Source organism: Gardnerella lacydonensis (genome assembly GCF_048545055.1).
GTDB lineage: Bacteria > Actinomycetota > Actinomycetes > Actinomycetales > Bifidobacteriaceae > Bifidobacterium > Bifidobacterium vaginale_C.
The window spans coordinates 57353-73584 of record NZ_JBKQXT010000002.1; the positions used below are offsets into that span (position 1 = coordinate 57353).

Genomic DNA, 16232 nt, shown 5'->3' on the forward strand with positions numbered 1-16232 from the left:
ACTTGTGGAAAATCATAGTGTAGTGAAAAATGCTAGTGTAGCAGCATCAATAATTCTGGCAGCAGGTGATGGGACGCGCATGCGTTCAACAACGCCGAAAGTATTGCATAAGTTTGCTGGAAAAACATTCCTAAATCGCGTAATGAACGCAATGTCAGGCGTAAATCCTAAGGAGCTTGCTGTTGTAGTGCACGCTCAAGCGCAACGAGTGTCGGCAGCTGCGCAAAGCTACAACAATGCTGTGCGGATTGTGAACCAGGATGATAAGCCTGGAAATGGCAGGGCTGTGCAATGCGCAATGCGAGATCTTAATGAAGCTTCAAAACAAGAATGCGGTAATGCGCTTAAAGGGGCTGTGTTAATCGCAGCAAGCGATATACCACTTTTAGACACGCAAACATTGCAATCATTAATCGATTTTCACAATAATCAAGGCAATGTGGCAACTGTTTTAACCGCTGTTTTAGACGACGCCACTGGCTATGGGCGAATTGTGCGAGAAGCAAATGGTGATGTTTTGCGAATTGTAGAACACAAAGATGCCAATGCGGGAGAGCTTGCGATTAAGGAAGTGAACACATCTGTGTACGTGTTCGATGCGGAAGTGCTTACAGACGCAATATCCAACCTTAATTCAAAGAACGCTCAAGGCGAATTCTATTTAACAGATGCGTTAGAGCACGCTCGCACAATGGGACGAGTTGGAGCAATGGCGGCAGCAGATTCGTTGAGTGTAGAAGGCGTGAATACGCGCGTTCAGTTAGCTGCGCTTGCAAAAGCATACAACAAGCGCGTTTGCGAAAAGTGGATGCTTGAAGGCGTAACGATTCTAGACCCAGAAAACACGTGGATTGAAGACGATGTTGTTTTGCAAGAAGACGTTACTGTTCTTCCAGGGTGCTTCTTGCAAGGGCACACGATTATTAAAAGCGGTGCTGTAGTCGGTCCTTATACAACGCTTATTGATGCGCAAGTGGATGAAGACGCGGTTGTGGAGCGCTCGCGTGTGCAAGAATCGCATATTTGCCGCGCTGCAAACATTGGTCCGTGGACGTACTTGCGACCAGGAAATGTGCTTGGTGAGGATAGCAAAGCTGGTGCGTTTGTGGAGATGAAGAAAGCGCATATTGGAAACGGTACTAAGGTTCCGCATTTGAGCTATATGGGCGACGCTGATTTGGGAGAGCACACGAATATTGGTGGTGGCACGATTACAGCAAACTACGATGGCGTGCATAAAAACCATACGACTATTGGCTCTAACGCGCATGTTGGCGCAGGAAACCTGTTTGTAGCTCCAGTTACTGTTGGAGATGGGGTTACAACGGGTGCAGGCTCTGTTGTGCGTCACGATGTTCCAGCGGATTCCATGGTGTATTCGGAAAACACGCAGCACGTTGTAGAAGGCTGGAAGCCAGCTTGGGAGCGCTAGTTCGATAGTTAAGGAGAAACATATGGCGGCTTTAGAAAGCTCTGTTAACGCGATTAGGATTGCTGCGGCTGCAGCTGATAGGTTAAAAGCCACTAATTGCCAAGCTTTTGACGTTAGCAATCTGCTTGGAATTACAGACGCCATGCTGATTGTTTCTGCATCTAACGAGCGTCAAGTTTTAGCTGTTAGTGAAGAAATCGAAAAAGACTTGTACTTAAAAGACAACAAGCGTAAGCCAATATCTCGCGAAGGTTTAGAACTAGCACAGTGGATTTTGCTTGATTTTGGCGACTTTGTGATTCATATTATGCACGAGGAAGCGCGCGAGTTTTATCGCCTTGAGCGTTTGTGGAATGATTGTCCTGCAATTGATTTGCAACTTCCAGAGCATAGCGAAAACGATGCGCATAGTGATGATGGCGATTATGGCTATGATGCGCAAAATGGCGATCAAGAGTCTGAAAGGTAGTGCAAGATAATGGTTGATTTTGTTGAAAGCGCGACGCAAATCGCGCATAATGCCAATAAAAACAGCTCTCACGAAGGTATTGCGCGTTCTGTAATGCTTGTTCGCCATGGTCAGACGCCTTATAATGCTCAATTTAGACTTCAAGGCATGATTGATATTGCTTTAGATGAGTCTGGAATAGACCAGGTGACTCGCTCTGGCAAAGCTTTGCGCGTTCTTTTTGGAGCTTCCGACTTAGAAGACCCAAAGAATCCAAATAGCGAAGAGCACGTTCGCATTACTCCAGAAGAGGCTGACGCGAGTTTTGTTGCTATTGTTTCGCCGCTTATTCGTGCACAACAGACAGCTCACGCTTTTGCGGATAAGATTGGGCTTAATGTGCATGTTGAAGATGACGTGCGCGAGCGCTTTTTTGGCGAGTGGGAAGGGCTTAATCGCCAGCAAATTAGCGAAAAATGGCCTGAAGATTTTAAGTCATGGGTTGATGGCAAAGGTGGAGAACTCAACCACGGTGCAGAAACTAAGCAAGAAGTTGGCGATCGCGCGGCGAAAGCTGTTGAGGATTGGGCGCGCAAAACTGGCTCAGACCGCGATTTACTAGTATTTTCACACGGATCTTGTCTTTCACAAACTGTTCATAAGCTTCTTGGATTAGACAAGGTAGATCCTTCTTATAAGACGATTGGCGGAATGGGAAACGGTCGTTGGGCGCGCTTAATTCCAAGCCAAAACTCAGATGGCTCGATTCATTGGCGTTTGGATGCTTACGATCAAGGTCCTGCAGCCGACCCTACAAGTCAGCGTCTTATTCGCATTTGGGGAGCTGCATAGGGAGCTGCGTCATCTTTCCATTTTCGCCGCTTTTCGCCGCTTAATCCTCGAAAGCTACCGTTTAGCGATTTTGTAAAGACAGACTATTTACAGTGCCGTATAGTCAAAATTACAAAACAAAAAGCTAGCAATGCTAAGAAAAGTTAGCAGAAGCTAGTAAAGGCTAGCAAAAGCTAGTAAACGCTAACGGTAGCAATATGGAAAGGAGGACTGATGAAAGTAACGATTGCTATTGTTCCGCCAGAAGAGGAGCAGTTCGCGCAGTTGTCAATTCACAATATTGACGATGATATTAAGCGTCTTATAGCTCAGTTGCAAAGCGTTGATTCTAAGTCTGCAAAAGCAAGCAACGCTGAAAATAATACTGAGATTGTCGAAAATAGTACTGCGAATGCGGCAAATAGCAACAATAATTCATTCATATACGGTTATATTAACGATTCGATTATTGTTATGCACGAGCCAGATGTGATTATGATTTGCGTAGAAAATTCGCGCGTAATCATTCACAGTGATAAAGGCGAGTGCGTGTCTTACAAGCGCTTAATGGATTTCGACAATCCGCAATTCGCGTCGTTTGTGCGCATATCTAAATCCGCAATCGTGAACTTGAATCGCATTGTTCGAGTCGATCCAGGATTCGGCGGAAGTATGAGCGTAAAAATGGACGACGGAAGCGTTGAGTGGATTAGTCGCAGATGCTTAGCTGGGTTCAAAAAGCGCTTAGGAATGTAATTTTAAGCGTAGTTAGATATAAAACTATCAAAATTTTAATACTAATTATTTATTACTAGATTTTAATACTTAAAAAGGAAGCGATTATTATGGAAAAGCAAGTTACAACATTAGGTAAAACAATGGTAAAAAACATTGTTAATGGCATTGGCATAGGATGCACTATTTTTACAGTAATGTCTTTTATTTCAAGCCTGTTAGCGCATAGCGCGGTTGGAAACAGAATCGCATCTTATGCTGTAGCAGCGTTTGTTATAGGCATAGGCTATGGAGTGTTCGCTATTTTTTGGTCGAATGAACGTATGTCAAATCTTGCAAAGTTTGTTTTTGCGCTAGTTCCACCAATTGCTATTCAATTTATTGTGTCTGTGATTGTTGGATGGATTTCATTCAAAGATGAGCCAGCGGTTATTTGCGGATGGATTGCGTTCACTGTTATTTTCCCGATTGCAATTGCTGGAATAATCTATTACTTCGAGAAGAAGAAAGCGGAAGAAATGAACTCTAGATTGCAAGCATTGCGTAAAGAAAGCAAGTAAATTAGTGACAATCAAATAATCAAATAAAATAATCAAATAAAATCATAAAGTAAATAATTGAGTGGTGTTCATCTTCGCCATTGAGGACGAACGCCACTCGCTATTGTATGCCTCGTATTAGAGACCTAAAAATTCGGCGTTTTGTTAGATTTTTGCTAAAAATTAGTATTTTGATTAATCTTTAGCAATTGTCTTTCCAGCATTAGCTCCAGAAGTCAAATCCTGAATCTCAGTAATCTCCATAACAGGAACAGCAGCAGGCTTCTTCGTGCCTTTTTCTTCTGCAACGCGCACCTGCTCTTCGTAAATCGCGTCATCTGTGTGAAGAGTAACGGTTCCGCGGAAGCGATATCCCTTCTTTTCAGCCAAATTTGCAACGGCAACAACAAGCTGGCTGCCGTCTTGCAAGTTCTTATAATGCTGACCTGCAGTGCGCTCATGATAGGCAAGGTGATTGTCGTCGAGTACAAACATTGACATCTTTGGTCCAAGATCAAGCTCGCCATCTTTGCTAATCGTTGCAATCCAAGCCAAATTGTTCGCGATAAAAGTCTTCATATCTTCACTAAGAGCTGCCATGTTGAGTCCTTTCTTCAACTGATTATTGTGCAATCGCGCAATCATATAATTATGATTCAATCACATCTAAGATTACGCGCAATCCTGCATATAAAGGCTTAAAATTCGATGTGTTTTTGCAAAAATGCCTAAACTTGTGACTTAAATCACTAATTGCCGAATATCGTTAGAGCTACAAAGTCGGTAAATCGCTCGCGCTACGCTTTAAGCGAAAAGGCAGGTCGTTGCTCTTGCTTTTGTTTACCAAAATGCCAAAGTTGGGAACAAACGTGGGGAAGTGTTCTTGCTTTTGTTTACCAAAATGCCAAAGTTGGGAACAAACGTGGGGAAGTGTTCTTGCTTTTGTTTACCAAAATGCCAAAGTTGGGAACAAACGCGGGGAAGTGTTCTTGCTTTTGTTTACCAAATGGGTCGATCTGGGAACAAACGTGGGGAAGTGTTCTTGCTTTTGTTTACCGAAATGCCAAAGTTGGGAACAAACGCGGGAAAGTGCTCTTGCTTTTGTTTACCGAAATGCCAAAGTTGGGAACAAACGCGGGGAAAGATAAACAAACTCGGGCGTGCGTGGAGCAAACGCACTACATAAATCATTATAAATTATGTGTTGGTAAATTTTTGGTTGTAAATCATGAATCGTAAATATTAAGGTAAAGTCGCAGTGTGTACAACCAATTCAGTTGTCAATTAGGAAATTTTCCGAAGGAACGCCGATAGGTTGTACTTTTCTTGTTTTTGTGGCTATTCTATAAAGTTTATAAGGCAATTTAGCTAACTTAAAGAAAAATTTAATGCTATAGACTTGTGATTTGCAAGAAATTGAGGGGAGTGACATGAGTGAAATAAATAGCGCGGTTCAACCAAGGCAGAACAATCGAATTAACGTAAACTTCGCGCGAATCATGTTGCTTCTATGCGCCGCAATTTGGGGCGGAAGCTACGTCTCATCTAAATACGCTCTAGAGGTATTCCCACCTCAATGGCTTATGGGAGTTCGCATGCTTGGAGCGTGCATAATAATGGGCGTAGTCTTCTTTAAAACAATCCGCAAAAATTTTACTAAAAAGCTGATAATTCCTTCGCTTTTAACAGGCGTTACATACTACGCATCTTTAGTTACGCAAACAGAAGGATTAAGGTGGATTGATCCAGGTAGAAGCGCATTTCTTACAGCCGCATACTGTGTTATAGCGCCATTTTCTGCTTGGATAATTATTAGAAAAAAGCCAACGCTTTTAGGAATTATTGCGGCTCTAACATGCGTTGTAGGTGTTGGATTCGTTGCATTAAAGCCAGGATCTCTTGTTCTTACACTTTCTCACGGAGACGTTTTAACTCTTATCTGCGCGGCTGTTTTTGCGTTTAACTTAACATACTTAGCGTATTATTCTAGGCAATACAATCCCGTTGCTTTAACATTCGGTCAGTTTAGTGTTTCTGGAGTTCTATTTTTGTGCGGAGCTGCAATAAGTGAGCCTTTGCCTAACTTCAATGCCGAAGATAATTGGATAACTATTACGAACATGTTCTATCTTATAGTGATAGTAACTGTTCTTGCGCAAATTATTCAAAACTATACTCTGATTTATCTTTCAACAGCTAACGCTTCCGTGATTATGTGCACAGAATGCTTGTTTACATTGCTATTCTCTAGCATTCTTTACAATGAGCGCGTAACAAGCGTTGCTTTTATTGGCTTTGCATTGATTTTTGCTGCGATTTTGCTTGCAAGTTTGGCAGAGCATATTGAGCTTTTAAAAATCAAAAATAAGCAGAAAATTTCTGGAACAGAGTCTAAAGTTGCATCTGCAGCAGCATCTACAATTTAAATAGTTGTCAATTTAAATAGTTGTCAATAATTGTCAATTTGAATAGTAGTAAATAATAATTTTGTAAGGTGGTACTTGTGAAGAACTTCTTCAAAGGAATATCGTTTACGCAAGTGCTGGCTGGTTCCTTAGCAGCTGTTACAGCATTCCTTCTATCGTCAAAGATCGGTATAGCAGGATCAGTAATTGGTGTTGCAATAGGTTCGATTGTGTCTGCTGTAGCATCACAACTTTATCAAAATGTTATTCACGCGTCTTCAAAAAAGATCCAGTCTTCTTCTGCATTAAAGTCAGTTTCAAGCCATTATGCAGATGATGACACTAAAGTTGTAAATAATGCGCGGTTTATTGCATTAGAGGATGATATGCCAGAAGAATATGAGGTTCATGAAGCGAACGAACCTCGCAGAATAAAAACAGTTAGAAAAGTTATGGCTACTGCCTCTGAGCAAAATCCTAATAATAGCGTCGATAACACAAGCATCATGGAATTGTCTTCATTAAGAAAGATGAAAGAAGAAGATAATTCGCTTTCGGAAGGGGATTCGGATTCTCTGCTTACCTTAACCGACGCAAAGCGTAGATTAGGCAACAATGGTGATTATGACTATGCAAAGCAGAAAAGTTACGTAGATAATGAGTCAAGGTACAAACGACTTACTATTTTAGTTGCTGTTCTTAGCGCCCTTGCTGCGGTGATTATTACTGCTGGCATGGTTCTGCTGTTTACGCAAGGAAAAGGCACTGATAATTTAAACAATTTACCGCAGAACCCTGTGCAAAATAATAATCAGACTAATAGGGGAAATCAGGCTCCTGAAAATAGTGAGAATAATCGTATTCAAAACCAGAATCAGGATTCAGGCAACTATTCCAAATCTAGTGAAGACAATAAGAATGATGAGAATAGTTCGGATAAAAAACCGTCTGATAAAAAAGATGAGAATAATCATGAAGGAAACTCTTTAGATGATAAAAACTCTTCGAATAGCGGTGATTCAAAGGGTGCGGATGGATTAAACAATTCTGGATCTGACTCAAAATCTAGCGGATCGAAAGGCGATTCTTCACAAAACACAGATTCTGGATCGGCTTCGTCTCCTTCATCTCCTTCTTATTCTTCACCTAATGGTGCGGATGGTGGTACTTCCGTACAGCAGGGAGAATCTGGATCGCAACAATCATCGGGTAGTGGCGAGTAATAGCTTTATGTGGCAATAAATCCATATTTTTACAAAAAAAATTGAGGAGCTTACGACACGCCGAGTTTGGTTGGTAGCAAAATCTGTTGTATTCTATCAAAGGTTCGTTTGAGCCGCACAATTAAAAACGGGGCTATGGCGCAGCTGGTAGCGCATCTCCATGGCATGGAGGGGGTCGGGGGTTCGAATCCCCCTAGCTCCACGATTTGAAACGTCACTTCTAAGCGAGGTGGCGTTTTTTGTTATATTTCGATACGTATCCTATATACTTATAAGTCCTAGGTGCATAAACTTTATCGCATAAAATTTATATGCCGTAAATTGTTAAACAAAAGTCGAAAGTAAGAAGTCGAAATTAAAAACTAAAAGTCAAAAGTCAAAAGTCAAAAGTCAAAAGTCAAAGATAGAAAATAGAAAATAAAAGATAGAAAATCGGAGGGAAGATTTACATAATGCTAAGCCGCTCTTGGAAAACAGTATGCAAAATAGCCAATAATGAGCGTACGTCTGGGTTGATTATGCTCGGATTTGCTTTAGCTGGGTTAATGCTTGCAAATTTGCCATTTACGTCGCCGATTTTTGAAGCTGTTTCCCACACGCAAATCGGAATTCCATACACAAATATTCACATGTCGATTAGCCACTGGGTTCAAGACGGCGTGCTAACTATTTTCTTCCTTACAGTTGGTTTAGACTTAAAGCACGAGCTTATTGCAGGATCGCTTAGAGACCCTCGCGCGGCAGCAATGCCAATGATTTGCGCGGTTGGTGGCATGATTGTTCCTCCTATTCTTTTTGCTGGAACTGTTACAATATTCTCGGAGTTGCACGCTGGTCAAGAGATTATGCGACTTACTTCTGGAGCGCTTCCGTCTTTAGACATGGTTCGCGCTGGCTGGGCTATTCCTACGGCAACAGATATAGCATTCTCCTTGGCGGTTCTTGCGCTTTTTGCTAAAACGCTTCCTAAAGCATTGCGCGCATTTTTAATGACTCTGGCTACAGTTGACGATCTTCTTGGAATCGCATTAATCGCATTATTCTTCTCTTCGCTTAACGCATGGTATTGGTTTGTAGGCGTTGTTTTATGCGGATTAGTGTGGACTATGCTTGTGCGATTAAAGCGCGTTCCATGGCCAGTTGTGGCTCTTGTTGGATTGCTTGCGTGGGTTATGATGTATCAGGCCGGCGTTCACCCTACTCTTGCAGGCGTAATGGTTGGTTTGCTAACTCCTGCGCATCTTGTTCACGGCGAAAAGTCGCTTAGAGCTGAAAGGTATCGCCAGAAAATTCAGCCTTTGTCTTCTCTGTTTGCGTTGCCTATTTTTGCGCTTTTCGCAACTGGAGTTCATTTTGAAACTTTGACTTGGCAGCTGTTCTTGTCTCCAATATTAATTGCGATTACGATTGCGCTAGTTGTTGGAAAGCCTCTTGGAATTATGATTACTGCTTGGATTGCTAAGAAAGTTATGGGCTTGCGCGTTCCAGACGATTTGCGCGTTCGCGATCTTTTTCCTACAGCATGCGCGTGCGGAATTGGCTTTACTGTGTCTTTGTTAATAGCTTCGCTTTCTTATAGCGACGCGGATCTTTCGGGCGAGGCACGATTCGGCGTACTAGTGGCGTCTATTATTGCGGCTGCTGTTTCGGGATTTATGCTTGCAAAGCAATCGAATCATATGGAAGAAGAATTAGACGATATTGAAGAGTGACTTTAATGCGTTTATTTAACGCGATTACAAGATGACTAGAAAGTGACTAGAAAGTTCTAAAGGTGACTTATGGTTTCTAATAATAATTTAGGTAATTCTGATAATTTAGGTAATTCTGGTAAACCAGATAATCCAGATAATTCTTGCGACTTGCGCGCGCAAAGCGAACAGAACTCACCTTGGAAAGACACTTATTACAGCGGCGCCGTAATGATGCGCGGTCCAATGATTCCTAAGGAAAGCACAACGGAAACGCTGTTGCAACACGATTTACCTAACGGCGATTTGCAAGATAATCACGCGTGGCAAGGACTTGACCCTTGGCGAGTTCTTAGAATACAAGCCGAATTTATTGATGGCTTCGACGCTTTAGCAAAACTTGGATTAGCTGTTAGCGTGTTTGGTTCTGCTCGCATAAAGCCAGATGAGCCAGAATACAATAGCGCTCGCATAATGGGCAAAGAGCTTGTAAAACGCGGTTTTGCGGTGATTACGGGCGGCGGTCCTGGAATTATGGAAGCGGCAAATCGCGGAGCTGCAGAAGCTGGAGGAACAAGCGTGGGGCTTGGAATCGAATTGCCTCACGAGCAGGGCTTAAACCAATGGGTGAATCTCGGTATGCAATTCCGCTACTTTTTTGTTCGCAAAACAATGTTCCTAAAATATTCTTCAGGAATTATTGTGTGCCCAGGCGGTTTTGGCACAATGGACGAACTTTTTGAGTCGCTTACGCTTGTTCAAACGCATAAGGTTTCTAAAATTCCTGTAGTGCTTTTTGGCAGCGAATATTGGAAGGGTCTTATGAATTGGATTGAAACTACGGTTAAAGAAAGAGGACTTATATCGTCTTTTGACCCTAGTTTGCTTGCGATTACAGACGATCCTATAGAAGCTGTGCGAATCGCTAGCGGAGATAAGTTTATTAACTAGTCTTAGCTGTCTTATCTAATCTTAGATAGTTGTGGCTAGTCTTATCTTATCCTTGCTTATTTTGGCTTATTTTTCGCTCATTTATAAGCGTTGTAAGTTGCCAAATTTCTTCTCCAACGTCGATTCCGCGCGGACACTGCCTAGAGCACGCGCGCACGGATTGGCACGCGCTTATGCCGTCGCTAGAATCCGCCAAATCTAATCTTCGATTAGTGGCGTTATCTCTTGAATCGTTAATAAATCGCGCAGCATTTATAAGCGCTGCAGGTCCAATAAACGCTTCTCCGCCTGCATAAACTGGGCAAATTCCTTCACACACTCCACACATTATGCAATTGCTTAAAAGCTCAAACTTTGCAAGCTGCTCTGGGTGTTGCAAAAACTCAATAATCGCAAGCTTTCCGCTGCTGTTTCTTGTTTGAACGTTTTGCGCTTGCAAATATGGTTCCATTCTTTTAAGCTGAGCAATCATTGTAGAAAGGTCGCAAATAAGATCTCTTTGAACAGCAAAGCCTGAAAGTGGTGCGATTTCAATAATGCCAAAGCTTCCATTTTGGATTAAAGAAGACATTTCTTGAGATTTCACTTGCGGATTGTGATTTTCGTTTGTTGTTGCTGTTGCGGTTGCTTGCGACTTTACGCTACCAGTTTTTCTAAAACCGCTTGATCTAACACCTTGAGTTTGCGTATTTTGCCTAGCGTTTTGGGCGATTGTAGCTGTGCAAAGTAAAGTGGGCATGCCGTTTACATTTGCAGCATCCGATCCACAAACGCCGTGACCGCAAGAGTATCTAAATGCCAAAGTGGGGTCTAGTGTGCGCTTAATTTTAAGCAAACAGTCTAAAATCGTGTCGTTTTTGCGCGCGCGAATCGTATAATCTTGAATCCAATGTTTTCCGCTTAATGGTTTGGCATGTAAATCGCCAGAATTTTGCGTTGAAAATGGGTTACTTTTGCGCTTTTTTGCAAAAGGGCTTTCTCGTTGTCTTCTAACTAAACCATGGGAGTTAGTGGAAGTGCTTGGTGTTGAATCAGAGTTTGAACCAGAGTTTAAGTCGCCAGCAACCGAAGAGTCGAGAGCCGTCGAAGAGTCGCAAAAATCATCATTTGGTGTAAAACGAGATATGCGAAAAGTCACAAAAGCTTCATCTTGTAAAGTACAATCTTGATTAATGGGATGCGCAAAGTTGCGTCTAAAATCGTCAACCATTTGCGCATACCTCCAATTCATACAATTCTAGTTTGCCATAATACTTGCACAGAAATACTTGCACAGAAATACAGAAGTAAACAAAAATGTTGGCTGCGCCTAACGTTAGGCTTAAATTATGACAGATGCTTTGTTTTTGCTGGATACAAATAAAGACGATGCGCCCGTTCTTGCAAACGGTATTGAAGAGGGCTGGACTCTTAGCTTGCCTCAACACGTTAAAAGGCATGCAATAAGCGCAATGCGACTTTCGGAGGGCGATTCGCTAGACCTTTCGGATGGAAAAGGAGTGCGAATTCACGCAACAATTACAGACAGCGAAAACGGCTTAGTTAGAGTAGATTCGTTTATAAAAGAGCCAGCGTCAACAACCCGATTAGCGCTTATTCAGGCGCTCGCAAAAACAGGCCATGACGAGCAAGCAATAGACATGGCTACGCAAATCGGAGTAGATGAAGTAATTCCTTGGTGCGCGAATAGGTCAATCTCAAAATGGAAGCCAGGGCGCACAGATAAGCGATGGAATCAGGTGCTTGAGGCTGCAACGGAGCAATCGCGCAGAGCGTGGATGCCAGAACTTTTAGAACCAGTCACAAGCAAGCAGATTCTAGCGATTTGTAGGCGTGCATGCGTTTACGGAAGTCTTGTAGTTGTTTTGCATCAAGACGCAACGGATTCTTTTAGTCAAATCGAAAACTACGTAAACGACTTAACAGAAAAATGCTTAAAAGACGGCAAAACGCGCACTGTTTACGTAATTGTGGGGCCAGAAGGCGGAATTAGCGAAGAAGAAGTGCAAAGTTTTATAGACGCTGGCGCTAAAAGTTGCGTTTTAGGAAGCAATATTTTACGCGCATCTACAGCAGGACCAGTATGCTTATCGTTGCTTTCTAGAGCACTTGGCAGGTATGAATAGTAAGCAATCTTTGCGAGCAATTTTTGAGAGCTTTGTGCGTGTTCTGTGTAAAATAGTAAATGGTGTTCGGCAATAAGAATTGCAACAAGAATTATTGAAAAGTGGGCAAAATAATGGATAAAGCATGCAAAACATACAAAACTGACGACGATTGCATTTTTTGCAAGATAATTGATGGGCAAATCCCAAGCAGTAAAGTGTATGAAGACGACTCGGTAGTGGCTTTTAAAGACATTAATCCGCAAGCCAAGGTGCATGTTTTGATTGTTCCGCGCAATCATTACAAGAATGTTGCAGATCTTGCGCAAAATGATTCTGCTGTTTTGGCTCATATTGCATGCGTTGCGCAAAAAATTGCAAACGACTTTTATAATGGCGATTATCGCCTTGTTTTTAACACTGGTTTGGGAGCTGGTCAAACCGTGTTCCATGTTCATGCTCATGTTTTAACAGGCGAAAAACTTGAAGAAGGTAGTTTATAAATCGTGGCAAATAGTACAACGCGTATTGTTCAAATTCCAAGCGAATTAAGCCCAGTTGCTGTTTTAGGAGCAGCAGATTCAAACTTAAGAGAGTTGGAGAAGGCTTTTCCAAGCGTAGATATTTCCGTTCATGCGGATTGTGTGAAAATCGTATCTAGAAGCGCAAGAAGTGAGGAAGACGCTTGCAAAGCCGAACACGCGTTGCGCAAAATAGTTGACTGCGCTTACGAAGCTCCTGTTGATTCTTATGCTGTAAAACGCATGTTAGAAAGAGATGTGCTTAAAGGCGCTGAACATAATGTGAGAATCGATAGGATTGGGCACAATGGCGGAGTTTTTGGCGGATTAAAGTCTTTTGGTGCTGGTACTGGTGCTGGAGATGGGGCTGGCTTTGGCTCTGCTTCAATGGAAAGCGATTTTGCGCGAGATTCTGCCGATTTAATGCCATCTAGTGAAGATGCTAAAAGGCGCGCAATGAGCCGCAAAGCGCGAATGGCTAAAGGCGTTATAACTTTTGCAGGCGGAAATCCTGTTCGCGCAAAAACTGCGGGTCAAACGGCTTATGTGCAAGCAATGGAATCAAATACCGTAACGTTTGGCATTGGGCCTGCTGGTACCGGAAAAACGTATTTGGCGGTTGCTAAAGCGGTTAGAGCTTTAGAAGACGGGCGAGTGCGAAGAATAGTGTTGACGCGCCCTGCTGTAGAAGCTGGAGAAAATCTTGGATTCTTGCCAGGAACACTAAACGACAAAGTAGACCCATATTTAAGGCCACTTTACGACGCGCTTTCCGACATGTTGGGCGCGCCGCAACTTAAGAGGTATATGGACGAAAACGTTGTGGAAGTGGCTCCGCTTGCATACATGAGAGGTCGCACGCTTAATGACGCTTTTGTTATTTTAGACGAAGCGCAAAATGCCACTGTTCAGCAGCTTAAGATGTTTTTGACGCGTCTTGGATTTAACACCACAATGGTGATTACGGGAGATAGAACGCAAGTCGATTTAGCGGTTCCAAAATCTGGTTTAGCTTCGATTGAAAACGTGCTAAAAGACGTTAAAAGTATTGCGTTTGTTCACTTAAATGCACAAGACGTTGTTAGAGCGGAGCTTGTTGGGCGAATCGTAGAAGCGTATGAAGCGTGGGAAAAGCGCGAGGCTGATTTTAGGCGCGAGAAGTACAGAAATCGGAAAAGTCTTGAGTCGCAAGCAACCGAAGAATCGCCAGCAGCCGCAGAGTCGCCAGAAACCGAAGAGTCGCCAGAAACCGAAGAATCGCAAAGTCTTGAGAGGAATAGCAAGTAATCATGAGTGTTGAAGTGATGAACGAAACCGTTTGGCAAATCGACCCAAAAATATTCTCCGACCTTGGAATGTGGGTTTTGCAACAAATGCGAGTAAGCGTTCAATCCGATTTGTCGATTACTTTTGTGGACCCAGAGCCAATTGCTAGTCTTCACGAAAAGTGGATGGATTTAGAAGGTCCTACAGACGTTATGAGCTTTCCAATGGACGAGCTGACTCCTGGAAGCGACGACAAAGTTAGTGAAGGAATGCTTGGAGACCTTGTGATTTGCCCATGGGTAGCATCTCAACAAGCGGCAGCGGCAGGGCATAGCACAATGGAAGAGATGCTATTGCTCACGATTCACGGAATGTTGCATTTGCTTGGCTACGATCACACTACGCCTCAAGAAGAAAAGCAGATGTTCGGCTTGCAAAGACAGCTTTTGCTAACGTTCTTTGCAGCTAGATCTGGCGAACTTTACGACGCCACTTTGCCAGATGGTGCCGTAAATGAGCTGGAAGAATACGAGAAAAATCATGCTAAATAACATTACAATTCCGCCGATTCCCGATTTACCTGCGCATATGTGGGCTTGCTTGGGTGCGATTGCAATAGTCGCAGTTTTGCTTGTGTGGCTTTCGCTTGCAATGGCGGCGGCGGAAGGAGCTGTGCCAAGAGTTACAAGGTCTAGTCTTAATAATCTTATGATTGAAGAGCAAACAAACGATAGCGAAAGTCAAATCGTTCGCTTGAGGAAGCTTGCTAGAATACGCAGAGCAAAAAAGCTTATAGCAGATAGATATGCTACTAGCGGAGCGTGTGCGTTTGTGCGAATCGTGTGTAACGTGCTAGATGGTGTGGCTTTTTCTGCAATCGCGGCGACTCTTGGCGCGCCTCTTTGGTTAACGTTATTAATCGGACTAATAGTGGCAATGATTGTTGCAATTGTTTCCATTCTTGTGCGACCAAGGTCAGTGGGCGCAGCTCAGCCAGTTTTTAAGCTAATGCGCTTGTCTAGAATAGTTTCGATTGCTGTTTTTATGAATCCTTTTGCAAAAATCGCAAGCCGTGGAGATTCGCAAAATCAAAGCCAAAATCATAAGAAAAATGTTGCGCTTTCCGACGACGAAGAGTTGGAAAATATTCAATTAGACCAAGCTAAAGCGAGTATTGATAGGCTCGTGGAAGCAAACGATTTTGACCCAGAAGTTTCGGAAATGATGCGCAATGTGCTTACGCTTTCCGACACGTTGACGCGAGAAATCATGGTTCCGCGAACCGATATGATTTGCGTTAAAAACGATGAGACGCTGGAAAATTTCCTAAAATTATGCTCAAGATCCGGATTTTCTCGCGTGCCTATAATTGGCGAGTCGGTTGACGATTTGGAAGGAATCGCGTATTTAAAGGATGCTGTGCGCGCAACCGTGTTTAATCCAGCGGCATCTTCGCGCGCGGTTTCTACGATTAGTAGAAGTCCAATGCTTGTTCCAGAGTCCAAGCCAGTGGATGATTTATTCCACGAAATGCAGCGAATCCGCCAACACGTTGCTGTTGTTGTAGACGAATATGGCGGAATTGCAGGGCTTGTGACGATTGAAGACGCGATTGAGCAAATTGTTGGAGAGCTAGAAGATGAGCACGACCGCACTCAGCACGCGGATCCGCAAGAGGTGAGTAAGGGCGTGTGGAAAATGCCTGCGCGCACGCCAATCGCTGATTTGGAAGATATTTTTGAAGTTCATATAGACGAAGACGATGTAGACACTGTGTTTGGGTTGCTTACCAAGTTGCTTGGAAACGTGCCGATTGTTGGGTCGAGTGCTGTTACGCGAGGTCTTAAACTAACCGCTGTTGATTCTGCTGGGCGGCGCAAGAAAGTCTCCACTATTCTTGTTGAGCGAGATATTCAAGGGCTTAAAGATATTCAAGGTCTCAAAGAAGAAGACGATAGTGGAAAGAGCGGCGGAAAGAGTGATAGCAAGACTGATGGGAAAAACGATGGAAAGACTGATGGAAAAAATGGCGATAAAGATAGTGGCAAAGACAGTAGATCGTCGCAAGTTGCTGGCGATAAATAG

Annotated in this window: 16 protein-coding genes and 1 tRNA gene; 15 read left to right on the plus strand and 2 right to left on the minus strand. The window is 43.0% G+C overall.

Going from position 1 to position 16232, the window contains the following annotated elements; translation table 11 throughout:
* Positions 1–4: 4 nt before the first annotated feature.
* From glmU to ACJV45_RS02345, 5 genes are all read left to right on the plus strand, one after another.
* A complete protein-coding gene (gene glmU, locus ACJV45_RS02325; protein WP_419397564.1) occupies positions 5–1432 on the plus strand; it encodes a bifunctional UDP-N-acetylglucosamine diphosphorylase/glucosamine-1-phosphate N-acetyltransferase GlmU in 1428 nt (475 codons plus the stop codon).
* Between the two features lie 22 nt (positions 1433–1454).
* A complete protein-coding gene (rsfS, locus tag ACJV45_RS02330; protein WP_419397565.1) occupies positions 1455–1901 on the plus strand; it encodes a ribosome silencing factor in 447 nt (148 codons plus the stop codon).
* A gap of 9 nt (positions 1902–1910) precedes the next feature.
* Positions 1911–2732, plus strand: coding sequence for a histidine phosphatase family protein (locus ACJV45_RS02335; protein WP_004122897.1), 822 nt, complete (start codon positions 1911–1913; stop codon positions 2730–2732).
* A gap of 213 nt (positions 2733–2945) precedes the next feature.
* Positions 2946–3467, plus strand: coding sequence for a LytTR family DNA-binding domain-containing protein (locus tag ACJV45_RS02340; protein ID WP_419397566.1), 522 nt, complete (start codon positions 2946–2948; stop codon positions 3465–3467).
* 89 nt (positions 3468–3556) lie between these two features.
* Positions 3557–4006 carry a DUF3021 family protein gene (locus ACJV45_RS02345; protein ID WP_004122890.1) on the plus strand — a complete coding sequence of 150 codons (450 nt, stop codon included), beginning with the start codon at positions 3557–3559 and terminating at the stop codon, positions 4004–4006.
* A 174-nt stretch (positions 4007–4180) separates the two neighbouring features.
* On the opposite strand, the gene ACJV45_RS02350 is transcribed toward ACJV45_RS02345, so the two are convergent.
* Positions 4181–4585 (minus strand): pyridoxamine 5'-phosphate oxidase family protein, encoded by a 405-nt coding sequence (locus tag ACJV45_RS02350; protein WP_419397567.1) that lies wholly within the window; start codon positions 4583–4585, stop codon positions 4181–4183.
* Positions 4586–5415: 830 nt separating this feature from the next.
* Here ACJV45_RS02350 and ACJV45_RS02355 point away from each other — a divergent pair.
* The 5 genes from ACJV45_RS02355 to ACJV45_RS02375 all read left to right on the plus strand — a co-directional run bounded on the left by ACJV45_RS02355 (position 5416) and on the right by ACJV45_RS02375 (position 10255).
* Positions 5416–6411 carry a DMT family transporter gene (locus ACJV45_RS02355; RefSeq protein ID WP_353582856.1) on the plus strand — a complete coding sequence of 332 codons (996 nt, stop codon included), beginning with the start codon at positions 5416–5418 and terminating at the stop codon, positions 6409–6411.
* A gap of 77 nt (positions 6412–6488) precedes the next feature.
* Complete coding sequence (locus ACJV45_RS02360) at positions 6489–7613, plus strand: hypothetical protein (RefSeq protein WP_353582855.1); 1125 nt, start codon at positions 6489–6491, stop codon at positions 7611–7613.
* Positions 7614–7742: 129 nt separating this feature from the next.
* Positions 7743–7815: transfer RNA gene (locus tag ACJV45_RS02365), tRNA-Ala, on the plus strand.
* A gap of 250 nt (positions 7816–8065) precedes the next feature.
* Entirely contained in the window at positions 8066–9325 is a 1260-nt protein-coding gene (locus ACJV45_RS02370) for a Na+/H+ antiporter NhaA (RefSeq protein ID WP_020761832.1), read from the plus strand.
* A 69-nt stretch (positions 9326–9394) separates the two neighbouring features.
* The gene (locus tag ACJV45_RS02375) at positions 9395–10255 is read left to right on the plus strand and encodes an LOG family protein (RefSeq protein WP_353582854.1); all 861 of its coding nucleotides are present in this window, start codon (positions 9395–9397) and stop codon (positions 10253–10255) included.
* 46 nt (positions 10256–10301) lie between these two features.
* On the opposite strand, the gene ACJV45_RS02380 is transcribed toward ACJV45_RS02375, so the two are convergent.
* Positions 10302–11465 carry a succinate dehydrogenase/fumarate reductase iron-sulfur subunit gene (locus ACJV45_RS02380; protein ID WP_419397687.1) on the minus strand — a complete coding sequence of 388 codons (1164 nt, stop codon included), beginning with the start codon at positions 11463–11465 and terminating at the stop codon, positions 10302–10304.
* A gap of 118 nt (positions 11466–11583) precedes the next feature.
* Between ACJV45_RS02380 and ACJV45_RS02385 the strand changes: the two genes are divergently transcribed.
* The 5 genes from ACJV45_RS02385 to ACJV45_RS02405 all read left to right on the plus strand — a co-directional run bounded on the left by ACJV45_RS02385 (position 11584) and on the right by ACJV45_RS02405 (position 16232).
* The gene (locus tag ACJV45_RS02385) at positions 11584–12381 is read left to right on the plus strand and encodes a 16S rRNA (uracil(1498)-N(3))-methyltransferase (RefSeq protein ID WP_419397568.1); all 798 of its coding nucleotides are present in this window, start codon (positions 11584–11586) and stop codon (positions 12379–12381) included.
* Between the two features lie 113 nt (positions 12382–12494).
* On the plus strand, positions 12495–12863 hold the full coding sequence (locus ACJV45_RS02390) for a histidine triad nucleotide-binding protein (protein ID WP_004122874.1): 369 nt from the start codon (positions 12495–12497) through the stop codon (positions 12861–12863).
* Between the two features lie 3 nt (positions 12864–12866).
* Positions 12867–14168, plus strand: coding sequence for a PhoH family protein (locus tag ACJV45_RS02395; RefSeq protein ID WP_419397569.1), 1302 nt, complete (start codon positions 12867–12869; stop codon positions 14166–14168).
* 2 nt (positions 14169–14170) lie between these two features.
* The gene (ybeY, locus tag ACJV45_RS02400; RefSeq protein WP_004124548.1) at positions 14171–14698 is read left to right on the plus strand and encodes an rRNA maturation RNase YbeY; all 528 of its coding nucleotides are present in this window, start codon (positions 14171–14173) and stop codon (positions 14696–14698) included.
* Complete coding sequence (locus ACJV45_RS02405) at positions 14688–16232, plus strand: hemolysin family protein (RefSeq protein WP_419397570.1); 1545 nt, start codon at positions 14688–14690, stop codon at positions 16230–16232. Before ybeY ends, ACJV45_RS02405 begins: the two co-directional genes overlap by 11 nt.